This window comes from Paraburkholderia sp. EG304, assembly GCF_046543485.1.
Taxonomy (GTDB): domain Bacteria; phylum Pseudomonadota; class Gammaproteobacteria; order Burkholderiales; family Burkholderiaceae; genus Paraburkholderia; species Paraburkholderia youngii.
Genome location: NZ_JBKGUA010000060.1, coordinates 18,180 through 34,864, shown reverse-complemented (window position 1 = coordinate 34,864; position 16,685 = coordinate 18,180). Strand labels below are relative to the sequence as shown.

The following is a 16,685-nucleotide window of genomic DNA, read 5'->3' as shown; positions in this document are numbered from 1 at the left end:
CAACGTCCTGGAGCCGGAACTCGACCAGAACTGACAAGGAAATCTACAATCGACACCGCGCAACGCCCAACCCCGCCGAATCGGTCACGTTCCCGAAATCGGCGGTCACGTTCGCCGAAATCCGCAGTAATTGCCTTAAGAATCTAAGTGGGTCCGCCGCCGGGCGTTGGCCTTCTGGTTGTACGCGAAACCCCTATCGACAGGCCGGAGCATCAGGGCGACGCGGTAGGCGGCCAAGTACAGCGCATTGAACGAGCGCGCCGGACGGCAAATCGTTACTCGCCCATACTCGGCCGCCATGTGCGTAGACCCTGGCAGTTCGCTTTCCCCAGCGAATCGGATCAATAGTTAAACCGCCGATGTTCATAGACTAAAAGAGCCGTGCTGGTTGATTCAGGTCAACGAAGAAGGAGCGTTGCTCCGGACAATGAGCTTGAGGCCCATGTTAAGCCTCCGGTAAGGAAGCAGCCCGAACATCTATAGCATTCACTGGAGGATTCGCGATGCTGACATCCGGGCGTGTGCGGGCACTTTATTCTCTGTACGGCGTCGTTGCCGTTGCCGTTGTTTCAGCCGCCTACGCGGAATCGCCTGCGCAGATCCTGAAGGGCTACGCGGCGCAGTCGACAACCGCGCCTGTTCCCTCGCGAGGGCAACAGTTCTTCATCACGCGGCACGGGCGTGATTGGGCCTGTGCGACGTGCCATGGTGCCACGCCGACTGGCAACGGACAACATGCGGTCACCGGCAAAACGATTGCACCGCTTGCCCCGGCGTTTGATCCAGAGCGCTTTACGGACGCGGCAAAGACTGAAAAGTGGTTCCGCCGCAATTGCGGGGATGTGGTCGGGCGCGAGTGCACGGCATCGGAGAAGGCGGACATCCTGAGTTGGCTGATGACGCTCAAGCCGTAGCGCGCACGAGCGGGTTCACTTCGACGACTCCACGAAGGACAGACACATGAAGATCCGATTTGCTTCTGCAATTGCCTGCGCGTTCATGGTACTTGCCGCGACTGTGCTTCCTGGCCTTGCAGTAGGAGAGGAGGAACAGCAGGCGAGTTTGCTGACGCCGCTGCCGAAATACCGGCAGGAGTGCGCCGCCTGCCATATCGCGTATCCCCCGGGCATGCTGCCCGCGCAATCGTGGCGGCGCATCCTGAACAATCTCGATCGACACTTCGGCACCAACGCGTCTCTCGACGCAGCGTCTGTCAAGCAGCTAGAAGGCTGGCTTTCGGCGCATGCCGCAAGCGCGGAGCGGGCGCCGGGCACCCCGCCCGAGGATCGCATTACCCGCTCCACCTGGTTCATGGCCGCGCACGACGAAGTTCCCGCATCGGCGTGGCGGCATCCGGCAGTCAGAAGCGCGTCGAACTGCGCCGCCTGTCATACGCGGGCAGATCAAGGAAACTTCGATGAACGATACATCCGGATCCCGCGCTGAGAACGGCGCGCGCGCGTCCGGCACGGTCCGGATTCTCGTATGGGACGCGCCCGTGCGCGTGTTTCACTGGCTGATGGTCGCCTCGTTCGCGGGCGCATGGCTGACGACCGAGAGCGAGCGATGGCGCCTGCTGCATGCGACCCTAGGGTACACGATGGTCGGCCTGGTGGCGTTTCGCATCGTCTGGGGACTAGTGGGAACCCGATACGCGCGATTCTCCGCCTTCGTGCGCTGTCCCACTGCCGTCGTCCGCTACATGGTCAGCCTCGTCAAGGGCCGTCCGGAACGGCACGTCGGCCACAATCCGGCAGGCGCCGTCGCGATCGTTGCAATGCTGCTGATGAGCTGGGCGGTCGGAGCGACCGGCTGGGCCGCCTATAACGGCACCGGCGGCGAATGGCTCGGCGAACTGCATGAGGGTGTCGCCAGCGCCATGCTCGCCCTCGTCGCCATTCACGTCATAGCGGTGCTGGCCAGCAGCCTCCTGCACCGCGAGAACCTGATTGGCGCGATGGTAACGGGATACAAATCGGGCCGTGCGGACGAAGGCATTCGAACCGCACGCTGGGGTTTTGCCGCGTTGGTCATGGCAGCCGCAATCGCCTGGTGGTGGACGCAATGGCATGCGGCGCCGCAAATGCCGGCGGCGGATCAGTCCGCCGGGGCCAGTGCGCATCTGCGGTCCAGTGGCGACGGAGACGGCGACTGAGTTTTATCCACCGGACATTTCACACGTGCGCATTCTGCTTGTCGAAGACGACCCCCTGCTCGGCGACGGCATCCGTGCCGGGTTGCGGCAGCAGGCTTTTCAGGTCGACTGGGTTCGCGACGGCGAGGCCGCGCAGCGCGAACTGCGTGGGCAGCCCTATGCCGCTGCGATTCTCGATCTCGGCTTGCCTCGCATGGACGGTATCGATGTGCTGCGAAGAGTGCGCAGCGCTGGGGTCGAGCTACCCATCCTCGTGCTCACCGCGCGCGACGCCGTGCCGGATCGTATTCATGGGCTCGACATCGGGGCTGACGACTATGTCGTCAAACCGATCGACCTGCATGAACTCGGTGCCCGGCTCCGAGCACTGGTTCGACGCTCGCATGGCCGGCCGTGCGAGCGGCTTCAGGCGCAGGATGTCGTGTTGGACCCCGCGTCGCGTGTGGTGTACCGCGCCGGCGTTCCCGTGCCGATGTCCCCGCGCGAGTTCGATCTGCTGCACGTGCTGATGCTGAATGCGGGCCGCGTTCTGTCGCGTGAACAGATCGAGCAGCATTTGTATAGCTGGGGCCAGGAAGTGGAAAGCAATGCTGTCGAGGTGCACGTGCATCGCCTCAGAAGCAAGCTCGGCGGCGAGCTGATCCGGACCGTGCGCGGAGTAGGTTACGTGTTGCTTGGCGAAAACATGAGTGAGCCATGATCCTGCCGCGCTCGTTGCAGGGACGTCTGCTGGTACTCGTGACTGGGGTCGTAGCGGCAGTCTGGCTGGCCGCGAGCGCACTCACATGGCACGATGCGCGACAGGAAATCGATCATCTGCTCGACAGCCATCTGGCTCAGGCCGCGGCGCTGCTGGTCATGCAACAGGCCCAGGCGGCGGACGACGACGAGGCGCTCGACGCGCCGGTTTTGCATCCCTATGCGCCGAAGGTGGTGTTTCAGGTCTTCCACAAAGGGCAGCTCGGCATGCATTCGGCCAATGCGCCGTCGCGACCCATGGTGCCTCCCCGCGACAGGTCGGAATCGGGATTGTGGACCGTCCAGATAGATGGCAAGGCATGGCGGGTGTTTGCCACTGCCGGCGTGCAGGAGGACGTCGAAATCTACGTAGGAGAGCGGATCGACTCGCGCACTTCGATCCTGCTCGCGGTGATGCGCAGCGCGCTCTGGCCGATGGCGGGCGCGCTGCCGGTGCTCGCGCTCGTGACCTGGTGGGCCGTGCGACGCGGCGCAGCACCGCTACGGGATCTGGGCCGCATGCTGGCGCGGCGTGATCCGCTCGCACTGGACCCCGTCCAGATGAATCGCGCACCGCAGGAAATGCAGCCGATGCTCGATGCGCTCAACCGTCTGTTCGATCGCATTCGTGCCGTGCTCGACGCGGAGCGGCGGTTCACCGCCGACGCCGCGCATGAACTGCGCACGCCGATCGCCGCGATCAAGGCGCAGGCGCAGGTGGCGATGGCGGAAGCCGATGACGGGCTTCGCAGGCACGCGCTCTCGGGGCTGCTCGAGGGTTGCGAGCGCGCGGTGCATCTCGTCGATCAGCTGTTGCTGCTGTCACGGCTCGAAGCCGGGGCGCTGACCGACGAAAGCAGCGCGGTCAATCTGGGCGCCGTCGCCAGGAAGGTCGTGGCCGACATCGCCCCTCAGTCGCTCGGCAGGTCGCAGCGGCTCGGGCTCGCCGCGCCTGAACACTGCATCGTGGTAGGCAACGAGGTGCTGCTCGCGTCGCTCATTCGCAATCTGGTCGACAACGCTGTCCGCTACAGCCCTGTTCGGGCTCGAATCGAGGTATCGATACGCAGGCGCGACGGCCACGTTGTGCTGGCTGTGGAAGACAGTGGGCCGGGTCTTCCGGACGATGACTTGCAGCGGCTGGGTGAGCGGTTTTTTCGTGCGCGAGGCAGCGAACAAAGCGGGAGCGGGCTCGGATGGTCGATCGTACGGCGCATCGCGAACGCGCATGGCGCCGCGATCGACGTCGGCCGTTCCCGTGCGCTAGGCGGATTGCGGGTGGAGGTTTGCTGGATTGCTATGAGTCAGAAGGAACCGAAAGCCGATTCCCATGCTGTGACGAGCAATAAGTCTTGAGGCACTTGTGTAGTGAGCTGGGCCCGAGTGACCCATCTCCAGGCACAGAATTCTGGCGCGGCGTGCAACGCGAGGGTAATGATTCCCGAACCGTCGATGCAGTGCTATTGCGCCGCCTGTTTTCCGTGCACCTCCAGCCGGATCACGTCGACATGACCGGCTAGATTCCCTGCCAGTTCGCTCTCCGTGTAGCTGACATACAGGACCGTCAGGCGCTTGCGGTCCAGAATCCGGATGACGTGAATGGCCTTGAAGATAGGGTCAACCGATTCATCGAATACCTGCGCCTGTTTAGGGACCAGGCTCCGCGTACTGAGCTTGCGCACCTGCTGGCACGAAACAACGGCGTCTGTCGCTTGCCCCGATTGAACGTTCCCGAGATCATCGTCGCGATGTGTACTGGAAACGTAGCAGGTCACGCCCTTTACCAAGGGATCCTCGTACGCTGAAATGCCGATGTGTGTGCCGTAGCGCTGCGAATGCGTCGCGATTCTAGCCAGTTCCTCGCCATGCGCGGCGGGCATTACAGATACGGCGATCGCAGTCGCCACCATTCCAGCAATTAGCGAGCAACGCGTCATGACATGTTTCCTGATGGCAGACCCGGTTCGGGGCTAGGGCTTCAGGCTGCTGATGACGCCATGCCGATTCGGTTCCGGCCAGTAGAATCGGGTCTCGACTCCGCCCTTTGCGGGGACGCGCACCCACCTGTGCTCGGTGACATGATCGGCCTGCGCTGCGATCCTGTAGCGGCCAGGCGGTATGTTGAAGAAGATGAAGGGACCGTGCGTTCTCGCTTTCAGCAGTTCGACGCCCCGTTCTGAGTTCAGCGTGACCGTCACATCCGAGAGGTAATCTCCCCCCGTCAGCGCGAACGTGATGCGAAGGTTGTAGCGAGGCGCGATCGCCTTCATCGCTTGTACCTCATCCTCTCCGATACCGCCGCTGACGTACTCGATGCCGTTGCGCGTCACTGGCGCGATATGCGGTTGTGCGAGCACAGGCAGATCAATCGAGACAAGGCAGAGGAATCCGACAAGAAGCAAAGCAACGTTGGCTTTCATGGACCTAGTCTCCCAAACATTCTGCCTACAGCATGACAATCGACGCGCACTGGCTGTTGACACAGATCAATCAACCGGCGCAGAATTTCCGCGGCGCTGTTCGCAACCCGCCGTCGCAACGGCGTTAGAGGGAAACGGCAGATCTCGCTTGTAACAGGGGTAGCGTTTTATGGCGTGGATTGATGTGAGTCAGAGTCGCCGCCAGTCTGCGACTGCAGCATGCAGATGAAGTGTCCAGAACCAAAACGCTGGACATTCATGTCGTGCACCGGATGTCGTCATGCGACCTCACTACAGAATCGGGGGTAGCCATGCTGAAGTTGACCAAATTCCTGATACTTATGGCCGTGGGTCTGCTTACGCTGGCATCAAGCGGCGCCTTTGCCGATCAACTGAACCGGAGCGTGACGAATGGTGGTCTGACCGTCCACTTTGGCATTGTGCCTGCCGAAAAGGCGCAATCGGTCGCCCGGGGCGCAAGCGAGCCGGTCGAACACGCGTCGGCGCCAGATCTCTCAAACTATCACCTCGTCGTCGCGCTGTTCGACAAGGCAACCGGTGAGCGCATCAGCGACGCGACCGTGAATGCCACAGTGACGGGGCCAAAGCCGAAATCGCACTCAGGTATGCAGGTCAAGCCGCTGCAGGAGCTGAAAGTCAATGACACGGTGACTTACGGCAACTATTTTGAAATGCCGTGGCCGGGCCGCTATCGCATCGATCTTTCGATCACGCGAAAAGGCAGCGTCAAGCCGACCAAGGTCCGCCTGACCTACGACCACCACCTGTAAACCGCGGAACGTGCCGATCAATTGCTGGCTTGCCCTGCAGGCATGACCGCACCGGGCTGCTTGCGCGGGTCTACATGGGTCATGAGATTGAGCACACGATGGCGCGTCAGTACGTGCTTGCGCGCAGCGACCGCAATTTCGTGGCCCGCTTCGACGGAAATCGTAGCGTCGACCTCGATGTGAACATCGGCCACGATCATGTCGCCCATTTTGCGCGTGCGCAGGTCGTGGACGCCAATCACGCCCGGGGTGCCAAGCAGCGTCAGTCGAATGGCATCCACCTCGTTTTCGTCCGCCGAGCGGTCCATCAGGTCGTGAAAAGCTTCCGAACCGAACTCCCATCCCATCTTGAGCACCAGCATGCCGACGATAAGCGCCGCGACCGGGTCGAGTATCGGATAGCCCGCCAGATTGCCGACGATACCCACGCCTACCACTAGCGAAGATGCGGCGTCGGACCTCGCATGCCAGGCATTGGCGACCAGCATGCTCGATTTCACGCGCTTTGCCGCCGCGAGCATGAAACGGAAGAGCAGCTCCTTGGCGATCAGTGCGCCCATTGCCACCCATAGTGCAGCGATGTGAACGCGCTGCACGGAGGCCGGATCTTCGAGTTTGCGAATCGCCGACCAGAGCATGCCCACGCCCACCGCGGCAAGGAGTGCGCCTAGCGCCAGCGAGGCGCCGGTCTCGAAGCGCTGATGACCGTATGGATGCGCTTCGTCTTTGCCTTTCCTGCTGTGGTGACTGGCAAAAAGTACGACAAAGTCGGCGACGAGATCCGAGAGCGAGTGTATGCCGTCCGCAACGAGGCCCTGAGAGCCTGACAGTACCCCGGTCAGGACCTGACCGAATGTCAGGACCAGATTGACCGCGACGCAACCCACGTGGTGCGGGACGCCACGGCAGCGCGCTCGGCAAGAGAGTGCTCTGTGTTCTCGGAGTCGTCGAAAAGTTGCTCGGTCTTCATGTAGTGCTTCCATTTCATGGAAAGGACACGCGAGGTGGCATGGTGCCGGGGGCCGTCGAGCATTGCGCATCGATTCGTTCAACGTCGCGTGGTGGGGCCGTCCTCTACTTGTCGGGGTGGCTTCATCGACCGTCGCCACGTTAGCTTTCGTTGTTCGACGAGTATCTTCCAGTCGAGTTTCATGAGTATGTACACGAGCCCGAGCAAGGCTAGCTGAGAGACGACGAAGTAGCCGCTGAGGTAGCTCCCTTCGAACTGCACTTCTGGATCGATATGCGCTGACACGAAGCGGCCAAGATGCGCCCAGACCGCGTAGCTCACCGTACGACCGATGAAGAAAGCGGCTCGGATCACCCAGAGGGCTGCCCTGAAAGCCCGTAGGTTTTGAAGAGATAGTTCGACGGAAACGGTCTCAGCGAATAGAAAAATAAAGCGCTGGCGGTCACCTTCTTGTGCTTCTCCAGCCATATCCTGACCACGGCGATGGTCTCTCGGTCGGCCTCGCGCAACAGCCGTCCTCGCATCAGGGTCCGTGCAAAAACCGCCAGAATCAGCCGGCCGAGGGTTGCCGCGCTAGCGGCAACCAGGGCAAAGACGAATGGGTTGCCTTCCGGAACATTGAAGCCGACCCACGACATGGCCATCCATGTGGGTGGCGCGACCCCGGGTTTCCGGTAGTTGGATCTCGAGTTGCCGTGCCGCGGAGGCGGATAGCTGCCTCAGGCTATTCCACCCGGCGGCCAGCAACTTGACCCAGGTCAATGTCGGTATGTCCTCCTGGCGTCATTCTAAAAACTTAGATGTTTCCGCACAGGGCAGTGAGCGGCAAGGGGTTGAACAATCCTTTTCCAGGCAGCAACAACCCACGGTTTCTGCCGGTCGTGTCGCCAGAAAATTCGAATTTCGAGGACTGCCATGTCCTGAAGCGCCTTCGTGTGCGTCCTTGTTTCGTATCACAATCCGCGTACTGATAGACACGAGAATGCAGACCGATCCCGTTGAGCCCGTCACCGACATCGTCTCCGGCATCGGCGAATTGGCATCGCCGGTCGGCCACACCGATATGAAGCGTGGTCTATCGAGCGCGCAGGTGGAGGAGCAGCGCGCCCGGTTCGGCCGCAATGTCGTGGCTTCAACGGCGCGGCACACCTGGTGGCGCACCCTGTGGGAGGTGCTTCGTGAGCCCATGTTTCTGCTGTTGCTCGCTGCAAGCGGTATCTATTTGTGCTCGGGGATGTTTCGGAAGCACTGACGCTCCTCGCGTTCGTGATGGCTATCGTCTTTCTCACGGTTTTCCAAAGCCATCGCACCGCGCGAGTTCTCGACTCTCTGCGCGAACTATCGGCGCCCCGCGCGCAGGTACTTCGAGACGGGCAACGGCAGCTTGTTTCCGCTGCCGAACTGGTGTTTGGCGACGTGGCTTTCGTCGATGAAGGCGCACGGGTGCCCGCTGACGGCACGGTGACCGAGGCTCACGGACTCAGCGTAGACGAATCGCTGTTGACGGGCGAGTCCGTGTCGGTTAGCAAATCCGTTGCACGAACCAATGCGCCTGAGCAGCAAGATCCTGGCGGGCAGCTTTTCTTTGGGTCAATGGTGGTGCAGGGCCAGGGGAGAATGGTCGTCACTGCTACGGGGCCGGATACGGCGCTCGGTCGTATCGGCAAGTCGCTGACCGGCATCTCGGAAGCGCGCTCGCCGTTGCAACTGGAGACGAGAGCATTCGTCAACCGCTTTGCGTCGATTGCGATCGTACTATGCCTTCTGCTCGTGGCAGCCTATCGTCTGCGATCGGGGGAGTGGCTTCCGGGCGTACTCGCCGGCATCACGCTGGCCATGGGTATTCTGCCCGAAGAAATACCGGTGATACTGACCGTGTTCATGGCGCTGGGGGCTCGCCGTATCGCTGACGACGGCGTGCTGACGCGCCGTATGAGTGCGATTGAAACCCTCGGCCAGACTTCGGTACTGTGCGTCGACAAGACCGGCACGCTGACGCAGAACCGCATGTCGGTGCGCGTGCTCTTTGCGCAAGGAAGGTGGCAAGTCATCGATCAGGCCACTCGGCACATCGAGGAGGCCTATCACGAACTCATCGAGTATCTGGTGCTTGCCAGCGAAATCGAGCCGGTCGATCCCATGGAGCGCGCGTTTCACGAAGCCGGTCGCGTGGGGCTCGCCGGCACCGGACGTCTTCACAAGGACTGGTCGCTCGTTCACGAGTACGCGCTGACACCGGAGTTGCCGGCGATGTCCCACGCATGGCACACGCCGGAACTCGCTCATCGCGCAGTGGCCTGCAAGGGCGCGCCGGAGGCGGTCTGTGCTTTATGTCACCTGGGTGAGAGCGAAACGCAGGCCCTCCTTGATCAGGCCGCGCAGATGGCGTTGGGCGGGTTGCGGGTGCTAGGAGTCGCCAAGGCGCGACACTCGCATGCGGACTGGCCGGAGAAGCAGCATGAATTCGCGTTCACGTTCGTGGGACTGGTCGGTCTTCTGGACCCGGTCCGACCGGAGGTCGCGGGCGCTATCGCAGAATGCCAGGCCGCCGGCATCCGCGTGGTGATGATTACCGGCGACTATCCCTCGACGGCACGGGCCATCGCGGCTGAAGTGGGCATCGACGGCGGGCGGATCGTGAGCGGCCAGGAAGTGGCAACGATGAATGACTCGCAGCTTCGTGAGGCCATCAAGAACGCTGACGTGTTTGCCCGCGTCAAGCCAGGCCAGAAATTGCGGCTCGTCAACGCATTCCGGGAAGATGGTCACATCGTCGCAATGACCGGTGATGGCGTAAACGACGCGCCCGCCCTCAAGGCGGCACATATCGGCATTGCAATGGGCCTGCGCGGTGCCGAAGTCGCGCGCGAGGTGGCCTCGCTCGTTTTATTGCGTGACGACTTTGCGCCGATCGTGTCCGCGATCCGGCTGGGAAGGCGCATCTATGTCAATCTCGTGCAAGCGCTCAGCTATACGATTGCAGCCCACATTCCGATCATTGCCGCCACCATGATTCCGGTTATTGTTGGCTGGTCGCCGATGCTTGCGCCGGTTCATATCGTGTTTATGGAACTGGTTATCGATCCGGTTTGCTCGATCGTGTTCGAGAACGAACCCGAACGCGACAACCTCATGCGTATGCCGCCGCGCCGGGTCGGCGCGCGGCTGCTATCGGGTCGCGCATTGGCCCAGGACGCAACGGCGGGCGCGCTGGTTGCCATGCTCGTGCTGGGTCTGTATGCCGGCCTGCTGACTCAGGGCTATGAACAGCCTGTCGCCCGCACGCTCGCCTTCGTATCACTCGTCGCGGGCAATGTCGCGTTGATTTTTGTGATCCGTGCGTTGCCGCAGTCGGGCACACGCCCCGAGGTGCGTCGGCAGAATCGCTATCTTTGGATTGTTCTGGGTGTAACCGGAGTGGCTCTGTTGCTTCTGATGACCGTTCCCGCCCTGGCGCGACTGTTTGGCCTCGTCGCGCTGCTCAGCCAGGGTGGGGGTGTCTGACGGGAAACTCCGATTCCGTTCATTCAGGATAAAGAGTTCTGTCTGGGGCGCGCCAGCAGCAGTGGGGTATCAGTGATGCGCGCGGTTCGGTCGGCGACGCTTCCGAGAAACCAGCGGGCGAGACCTCGCCGGCCATGCGTGCCGACGACCACGAGGTCGGCATGTCATCGTCGGGCCTCGCGGACAATCATATGGGGCACGTCATCGCCCGTCCGTTTCGTTTTGACAAGCCCGGTTTCGACATGATTGGCCAGATTGGCGAAGACGCGCGCGGCGGCGGCAAGTATGGTGTTCCCTTCGTCCTTGAACGCATCCTCACGGACATGGATGGGTATGAGGTCAGTCAGTCGAACAGCGCGATCGACGACATAGACTGCTCGAAGGCTCGACTCAGGCGTTGCAAATAGCAGGCCGAACCGCAATGCATCCAGAGAGGCCTGGCTCCCGTCAAGCGCAAACAGGATCCGGCGCGGTAACGCATGTATCTCGCCTTCATAGCATGTATCTCGCCTTCATAACTAGCGGGCACAACGAGAACCGAGCACGAGGCTTGAGTTGTCACGGATTCGGACACCGTTCCTTCAACCCAGCGCAGCAAGCCGTGATGATGACGCGCACCCACGACGACCAGATCGGCTTGCCATTTGGTCGCGGCATCGATCAGCGCATTGGCGGTATAGCCGCCTTGCCTTGAACGCTCGAGCACCTCGGCATCAACTTCGCTGCCGAGCGGCGCGAAAATTTCTTTCACATGTGCAACCGCTTCGCTGGCGTCACGAAACAATTCTGCACGGATGGTCTGGAGTTCGGCATACGCCATCGATCCGAGAGGCACGAGGACAGCAGGATTCTCTGCCACGCTTACAATACGCAGGCGCACACCAGGCGCCACCATATAGCGTATATACGTCGCTGCACGCGCGGCCACCGATGATGAGTCAACTGCGACAAGAATCCGTTTGATGCCGTAGGAAGCGGCGCTATCCGCGCTCGGTGTGGCACTCACGATCTGCTCTCTGCGCGAGCCGAACGAGTCCCGTTAGCGTCAATGGCTGATTTGTTCCGCCTGACGATCCATATGTACGAAATGCCGGCAACGAGACCGTAGAGTATGTGCAGACTGAAATTGATCCATGTCCGGGCGTCGACGAACCACGGAAATATCGTTGTCATCGCGTAGAAATTCAGGAGATAGAGAGACGCACCGAACCCGATTCCAATGATCGACGTCATCAACAGGTTGAAGTAAAGGGGAAACGCTTCGATGATCGCCGCCAGAGCAACCGAAAACCCGATCGCCAGAATCAGATGAACGGCGAGCGCCACCGCCAGCATTGCGGCATCGTGCGAGCCTGGCTCCACGAACACACGGTCTCCAATCACGATGGCGGCGACCATACGGATCGCTCCCCACGAACTGCCGCTATTTGCGACGATCACGGCTGAGGCAGCACACATCAGAACAGCTGCCGCAATCGTGCCGGAAACGATTGCGGCCCACCAATCGGGGGTTCGGAGCTTGCACTGGCCCCGGTGCAAATGAAATTCCATCGAAGTCTCCTGGAGTGCAGCGGGGGTGAAGAACCATTAGGCGCCTCATGCGCCCTAGTATCTTGATGGAGATCAAAGGTCTGGATTGACCCCATATCTTCGGATCACTTGACACATATCAATCGCGCCGACGTTATTTGATCTAGCGTTTCGTAAGGGCAGATCGCAACGTATCTGGAGACAGATGACAGATGCCAGATCACGCCCGGCAACCCACCCGCGCTGCGTCATAACAGGCGGTTTCCATCTGCCAAACGGGGATCAGCGTTGGAGCGATGATTCATGGAGAATGTCTTTTCGATCCGGACGCTGCGAAAGACTTACCGCATGGGCGACGTTGACGTTCACGCGTTACGGGATATGGACCTTGACCTCGGGGGCGGCGAGTTCGTGGTGCTTCTGGGCGCTTCGGGAAGCGGAAAATCGACCTTGCTGAATTTGATGGGCGGGCTCGATACGCCGACGAGCGGCTTCATCCGCTATCGGGATCACCAGTTGTCATCGGCTACAGAGAAGGAACTGACGAAATTCCGGCGTGAGCATGTCGGCTTCGTGTTTCAGTTCTACAACCTGATGCCCAGCCTGACCGCCCTCGAAAATGTGGCGCTGGTGACCGACATTGCAGAACGTCCCATCGCCCCCGATGAAGCGCTACGGATGGTCGGCATCGGAGAGCTGAAGGATCATTTCCCCACGCAAATGTCAGGTGGCGAGCAGCAGCGTGTGGCGATCGCCCGAGCGATTGCGAAGCGACCGGACGTCATGCTGTGCGACGAGCCGACTGGCGCGCTCGATTTTCTCACCGGACGCATGGTCCTCGAGGTGCTCGATCAGGTCAACCGGGAATTCGGCACATTGGTCGTCGTGGTCACGCACAACGCTGTGATCGGCGAAATGGCGCATCGCGTGGTGCGCATGAGCAGCGGGACGATCGTCGAGCAGCGTCAGAACACCCAGCGGCTTCGCGTCAAGGATCTGACATGGTAACCACGCTTTCGCGCCTGCTGCGAAAGGACCTGTGGCAGATGCGTGCTCAGGTGTTCGCCGCGGCGATGGTCGTGGCCTGCGGCGTGGCGACTTATGTTGCAATGCGCAGTACCTATGCGGCGCTTCTGCACGCCCAGCAAGACTATTACATGTCGTACCGGTTCGCCGATCTGTTTGTTCATCTGAAGAGGGCGCCGCTCAGCGTCTCTTCGCGCATAGCTAGATTGCCGGGCGTGACGCGATCGGACGCAAGAGTCGTCTTCGACGTCATGCTCGATGTACCTGGTCTTGCCGAACCGGCAACAGGACGTGTCGTATCCGTTCCGGATCAGGGTTGGCCGGCGCTGAATCTGCTGCACTTGCAAAGCGGCCGCTACGCCGAGCCCGGTCGCGATGACGAAGTTCTCCTGAGCGTCGCATTCGCCGAGGCAAACGGATTGCACACGGGGGACGGGATCGGCGCAGTCATCAACGGGCGCTGGAAGCACCTGCGCATAGTCGGTATCGCGCTGTCGCCCGAATATATTTACGAGGCCGGAGCCGGTTCGATATTCCCCGACAACCGGCATTACGGCGTGCTCTGGATGGGAAGAGATGCCGTTGCAGCCGCGTTCCGGATGGAAGGGGCCTTCAACGACCTAGTGCTGGCGCTCGACGGGAGCGTCTCGCCTCGCGAGGTGACGACGGCGGTGGATCGCCTGCTCGCCCCTTACGGCGGGCTGGGTGCCATCGAGCGGGAAGAGCAGATTTCTCACCGCTTCATCTCCGATGAAATCGCCCAGAACCGGATCACCTCAACCTACGTTCCGGCGATCTTCTTTTTCGTCGCGATGTTTCTGCTTCACAACGTGCTCAGCCGTTTGATCGATACGCAGCGCACGCAGATTGGTCTGCTGAAGGCATTCGGCTACAGCAATGAACGAATCGGCGCTCACTACCTGACGTTCGCGTGCGTGGTGGTCGCGGCGGGCGCAATGATCGGCGCGGCAGCGGGCATGCTGCTAGGCTCACGTCTGACCGCCATGTACGCGACGTACTATCGCTTTCCGCGGCTCGAGTATCGAGTGGACGCGTCCGTTATCGTGGGTGTCGCCATTCTGACTCTGGCGACTTCGCTCCTCGGAGCATGGACAAGTGTCAGGAAAGCAATCAGGCTCATGCCGGTGGAGGCATTGCACGCACAGTTGCCGCAGAGTTTCACCGCCGGCTGGGGAGAGCGTGCCGCCCTCTATCGGCAGTTGAGCGTCACCTCGCGGATGATCGTCCGCAATATCGTGCGAAGACCGGTCAAAGCGTGGCTTTCGTTGTTGGCCATCGCGTCGGCGGCTGCGATCCTCGTAGTCGGCGGATTCTTTTTCGATGCAATCGACCGGTTGTTCGATATCCAGTTTCGGCTGGTCGAGCGCCAGGATGTAACGGTCATGTTTGCACAACCGGTGTCCCATCGGGCGATGTATTCGCTCGAACGTATGCCGGGGGTGCTGCGCGTCGAACCGTTCCGTGAGATTCCGGTCAAGCTGACCTCGGGTTATCGCTCGAGACGCACCACGCTGAACGGGATCGCGCCCAGGTCCGGGACGCATCAGCTCCTCGACGATCAGTTCCTCTCGCTGCGCACGCCTTCGGATGGCATTCTTCTGTCGTCCCGTCTCGCGGCCATTCTCGATGTTCGCGCCGGCGACCTGCTGACGGTCGAAATGCTCGAAGGCGATCGGCGTGTGCGTCAGATCAGGGTGGCGGGCTTGGTGGGCGATCTGGTCGGCATTCGTGCCTACATGAATCAGAACGCGCTCGGACGGTTCGCCGGAGAGGGAACGACCTGGTCTGGCGCTTATCTTGCGGTCGACCGGCCCTTTCTAGGCCAGCTATATGCGAAGCTCAAGCAGACACCGGCAATCAGCGCCGTGGCGCTGCGGCGGTCGGTGATCGAGAGTTTCCGGAAGATCGTGGACGAGAGCGTAAGGCTGTCCACCAGCATCAACGTGGTATTCGCCTGCATCATTACCTTCGGCGTTGCTTACAACGGTGCGCGGATAGCGTACTCGGAACGCATCCAGCAGTTGGCATCATTGAGGGTACTGGGGTTCAGCCGGTCCGAGGTTGCCTGGCTACTGCTCGGCGAACAGTTCGTGCTTGCCGCGGTGGCCGTGCCGCTCGGTCTGATGCTTGGCTTTGGAACCTGTGCATGGCTGGTCGAGCGACTGCAGACGGATCTATACCGCATACCGCTCGTCGTGGGCGCACCGACTCTCGCGGCCGCGGCGCTTGTGACAGTTGGGGCGGTGGTGTGCTCCGGGGCTCTGGTGGCGTGGCGAATACGTCGCCTCGACCTGATCGCTGTATTGAAGGCGCGAGAATCATGAGCGGCCCGAAACTGCGCAAGGCGTTCCTTTGCCTATTACTGGCGTTCGTCGTCGGCGGCGCGGTGTCGTACGCGCTGTGGCCCAAAGCGATCAAGGTGGATACCGCGCCGGTAACGCGCGGGCCGGTGCAGGTGACGATCGACGAAGACGGTGAAATTCGCGCGCATGACCGCTACGTGATGGCGGCTCCAATCACGGGCCGTCTGCTGCGGGTGACGTTGCGTGAAGGCGATCATGTCAAGGCCGATCAGGTCGTCGCCATTCTGGCCCCACTGCCTATGGCACCTGGCGAGTTGTCGCAGCAACGGGCCCGGGTGCAGGTGGCGGAGGCGATCAGTCGCGAAGCCGAGGCGCGAGTCGCGCATGCTCGCGCTGACGCGGATCAGGCGCATCGGGAGGCTGAGCGCGGGCGCACTCTGGCCAGCGCGGGCGCCATGGCGCGCCAGGTGTCCGAACAATTGACCTCGACCGAACTCTCAAGCGCAAGTGACTATGCGGCCGCCCGCTCGCGGGCCGCTTCCGCCGAAGCGGACGTTCGCGTCGCACGTGCGAATCTGAGCGCCCTCGAATCGGGACAACCGGTCGAAGTCCGCGCGCCCGTCGATGCGCTGGTTCTTCGCATCAGCGAACAGAGCGAGCGTATCGTGTCCGCGGGGGCCACCTTGATGGTTCTTGCAGATCCCTCGTATTACGAGCTTGTCATGGACGTGCTGTCGACCGACGCTGTCAATGTCCGTCCCGGCATGCGGATTCTGGTACAGAACTGGGGCGGCACAAGCACGATCGAGGCGACGGTCCGCACTGTTGAACCGGGCGCATTCACGAAGATTTCGGCCTTGGGCGTCGAAGAGCAGCGCGTGAATATCGTTGCGGACCTGAGCCGAAGACCGGAATCGTTGACCGACGGCTATCGGGTGGAAGGAAGAATTGTCATATGGGAGCGAGCCGACACATTGAAGTTACCGGTCAGCGCGCTATTCCGGGCAGAAGGGAAGTGGACGGTGTTTGCAATCGAACACGGTCGAGCCAGGCTTCGGCAAGTGGAAATTGGGCCGCGAAACGCGGAAGAGGCGGAACTTCTCAACGGGCTATCGGATCAGGCGGTGGTCGTTCTTTATCCGCCAAGTACGCTTATGGACAATGCCCGTGTCGAAGTCTCCGTCGCAAGACATGGTGTTGCGGATCGTTAGTTCTGGAATATCGCTG

Annotated in this window: 13 protein-coding genes and 4 pseudogenes; 10 read left to right on the top strand and 7 right to left on the bottom strand. The window is 61.3% G+C overall.

Going from position 1 to position 16,685, the window contains the following annotated elements; genetic code table 11:
• The first annotated feature begins 503 nt into the window (after positions 1-503).
• Genes ACLFKU_RS37025 through ACLFKU_RS37005 form a run of 5 tightly spaced genes read left to right on the top strand, consistent with a single transcriptional unit; the run spans position 504 to position 4,249 of the window.
• Entirely contained in the window at positions 504-914 is a 411-nt protein-coding gene (locus ACLFKU_RS37025) for a DUF1924 domain-containing protein (protein WP_410852482.1), read from the top strand.
• A gap of 46 nt (positions 915-960) precedes the next feature.
• Positions 961-1,446, top strand: a complete 486-nt coding sequence (locus tag ACLFKU_RS37020) for a diheme cytochrome c (RefSeq protein ID WP_410852481.1) — start codon at positions 961-963, stop codon at positions 1,444-1,446.
• Positions 1,418-2,155 (top strand): cytochrome b/b6 domain-containing protein, encoded by a 738-nt coding sequence (locus tag ACLFKU_RS37015; protein WP_410852480.1) that lies wholly within the window; start codon positions 1,418-1,420, stop codon positions 2,153-2,155. Before ACLFKU_RS37020 ends, ACLFKU_RS37015 begins: the two co-directional genes overlap by 29 nt.
• A 25-nt stretch (positions 2,156-2,180) precedes the next feature.
• On the top strand, positions 2,181-2,855 hold the full coding sequence (locus ACLFKU_RS37010; protein WP_410852479.1) for a response regulator: 675 nt from the start codon (positions 2,181-2,183) through the stop codon (positions 2,853-2,855).
• A complete protein-coding gene (locus ACLFKU_RS37005; protein WP_410852478.1) occupies positions 2,852-4,249 on the top strand; it encodes an ATP-binding protein in 1,398 nt (465 codons plus the stop codon). Before ACLFKU_RS37010 ends, ACLFKU_RS37005 begins: the two co-directional genes overlap by 4 nt.
• Positions 4,250-4,353: 104 nt before the next feature.
• Here ACLFKU_RS37005 and ACLFKU_RS37000 read toward each other — a convergent pair whose 3' ends face one another.
• Positions 4,354-4,830: a CreA family protein gene (locus ACLFKU_RS37000; protein WP_410852477.1), complete on the bottom strand. Its 477-nt coding sequence runs from the start codon at positions 4,828-4,830 to the stop codon at positions 4,354-4,356.
• 33 nt (positions 4,831-4,863) lie between these two features.
• Positions 4,864-5,313, bottom strand: coding sequence for a carboxypeptidase regulatory-like domain-containing protein (locus tag ACLFKU_RS36995; RefSeq protein WP_410852476.1), 450 nt, complete (start codon positions 5,311-5,313; stop codon positions 4,864-4,866).
• A gap of 311 nt (positions 5,314-5,624) precedes the next feature.
• Between ACLFKU_RS36995 and ACLFKU_RS36990 the strand changes: the two genes are divergently transcribed.
• The gene (locus tag ACLFKU_RS36990) at positions 5,625-6,104 is read left to right on the top strand and encodes a hypothetical protein (protein WP_410852475.1); all 480 of its coding nucleotides are present in this window, start codon (positions 5,625-5,627) and stop codon (positions 6,102-6,104) included.
• Between the two features lie 17 nt (positions 6,105-6,121).
• On the opposite strand, the pseudogene ACLFKU_RS36985 reads toward ACLFKU_RS36990, so the two are convergent.
• Positions 6,122-7,074 (bottom strand): annotated as a pseudogene (locus tag ACLFKU_RS36985) (cation diffusion facilitator family transporter).
• Positions 7,075-7,152: 78 nt separating this feature from the next.
• A pseudogene (locus ACLFKU_RS36980) lies at positions 7,153-7,742 on the bottom strand (hypothetical protein); the annotation flags it as partial.
• A 395-nt stretch (positions 7,743-8,137) separates the two neighbouring features.
• Between ACLFKU_RS36980 and ACLFKU_RS36975 the strand changes: the two are divergent.
• Positions 8,138-10,578: pseudogene (locus ACLFKU_RS36975) on the top strand (cation-translocating P-type ATPase).
• A 23-nt stretch (positions 10,579-10,601) separates the two neighbouring features.
• Here ACLFKU_RS36975 and ACLFKU_RS36970 read toward each other — a convergent pair.
• The 3 genes and pseudogenes from ACLFKU_RS36970 to ACLFKU_RS36960 form a co-directional block, all read right to left on the bottom strand.
• A pseudogene (locus ACLFKU_RS36970) lies at positions 10,602-11,000 on the bottom strand (universal stress protein).
• Complete coding sequence (locus ACLFKU_RS36965; protein WP_410852474.1) at positions 10,922-11,584, bottom strand: universal stress protein; 663 nt, start codon at positions 11,582-11,584, stop codon at positions 10,922-10,924. The pseudogene ACLFKU_RS36970 and the gene ACLFKU_RS36965 overlap by 79 nt, the downstream one beginning before the upstream one ends.
• Positions 11,581-12,129 carry a hypothetical protein gene (locus ACLFKU_RS36960; RefSeq protein ID WP_410852473.1) on the bottom strand — a complete coding sequence of 183 codons (549 nt, stop codon included), beginning with the start codon at positions 12,127-12,129 and terminating at the stop codon, positions 11,581-11,583. Before ACLFKU_RS36960 ends, ACLFKU_RS36965 begins: the two co-directional genes overlap by 4 nt.
• 282 nt (positions 12,130-12,411) lie before the next feature.
• On the opposite strand from ACLFKU_RS36960, the gene ACLFKU_RS36955 reads away from it, so the two are divergent.
• The 3 genes from ACLFKU_RS36955 to ACLFKU_RS36945 are packed head-to-tail and all read left to right on the top strand — an operon-like array spanning position 12,412 to position 16,669.
• On the top strand, positions 12,412-13,116 hold the full coding sequence (locus ACLFKU_RS36955) for an ABC transporter ATP-binding protein (RefSeq protein WP_410852472.1): 705 nt from the start codon (positions 12,412-12,414) through the stop codon (positions 13,114-13,116).
• Positions 13,110-15,479, top strand: a complete 2,370-nt coding sequence (locus tag ACLFKU_RS36950; RefSeq protein WP_410852471.1) for an ABC transporter permease — start codon at positions 13,110-13,112, stop codon at positions 15,477-15,479. Before ACLFKU_RS36955 ends, ACLFKU_RS36950 begins: the two co-directional genes overlap by 7 nt.
• The gene (locus ACLFKU_RS36945; protein WP_410852470.1) at positions 15,476-16,669 is read left to right on the top strand and encodes an efflux RND transporter periplasmic adaptor subunit; all 1,194 of its coding nucleotides are present in this window, start codon (positions 15,476-15,478) and stop codon (positions 16,667-16,669) included. Before ACLFKU_RS36950 ends, ACLFKU_RS36945 begins: the two co-directional genes overlap by 4 nt.
• Positions 16,670-16,685 lie beyond the last annotated feature (16 nt).

What these genes read in the sequence shown, in the direction of transcription:
- ACLFKU_RS36950 (WP_410852471.1), top strand. Translation starts at nt 13,110, where the DNA reads ATGGTAACCACGCTTTCGCGCCTGCTGCGAAAGGACCTGTGGCAGATG.
- ACLFKU_RS37015 (WP_410852480.1), top strand. Translation starts at nt 1,418, where the DNA reads ATGAACGATACATCCGGATCCCGCGCTGAGAACGGCGCGCGCGCGTCC.
- ACLFKU_RS37000 (WP_410852477.1), bottom strand. Translation starts at nt 4,830, where the DNA reads ATGACGCGTTGCTCGCTAATTGCTGGAATGGTGGCGACTGCGATCGCC.
- ACLFKU_RS36960 (WP_410852473.1), bottom strand. Translation starts at nt 12,129, where the DNA reads ATGGAATTTCATTTGCACCGGGGCCAGTGCAAGCTCCGAACCCCCGAT.
- ACLFKU_RS37020 (WP_410852481.1), top strand. Translation starts at nt 961, where the DNA reads ATGAAGATCCGATTTGCTTCTGCAATTGCCTGCGCGTTCATGGTACTT.
- ACLFKU_RS36955 (WP_410852472.1), top strand. Translation starts at nt 12,412, where the DNA reads ATGGAGAATGTCTTTTCGATCCGGACGCTGCGAAAGACTTACCGCATG.
- ACLFKU_RS37025 (WP_410852482.1), top strand. Translation starts at nt 504, where the DNA reads ATGCTGACATCCGGGCGTGTGCGGGCACTTTATTCTCTGTACGGCGTC.
- ACLFKU_RS36945 (WP_410852470.1), top strand. Translation starts at nt 15,476, where the DNA reads ATGAGCGGCCCGAAACTGCGCAAGGCGTTCCTTTGCCTATTACTGGCG.
- ACLFKU_RS36990 (WP_410852475.1), top strand. Translation starts at nt 5,625, where the DNA reads ATGCTGAAGTTGACCAAATTCCTGATACTTATGGCCGTGGGTCTGCTT.
- ACLFKU_RS37005 (WP_410852478.1), top strand. Translation starts at nt 2,852, where the DNA reads ATGATCCTGCCGCGCTCGTTGCAGGGACGTCTGCTGGTACTCGTGACT.
- ACLFKU_RS36995 (WP_410852476.1), bottom strand. Translation starts at nt 5,313, where the DNA reads ATGAAAGCCAACGTTGCTTTGCTTCTTGTCGGATTCCTCTGCCTTGTC.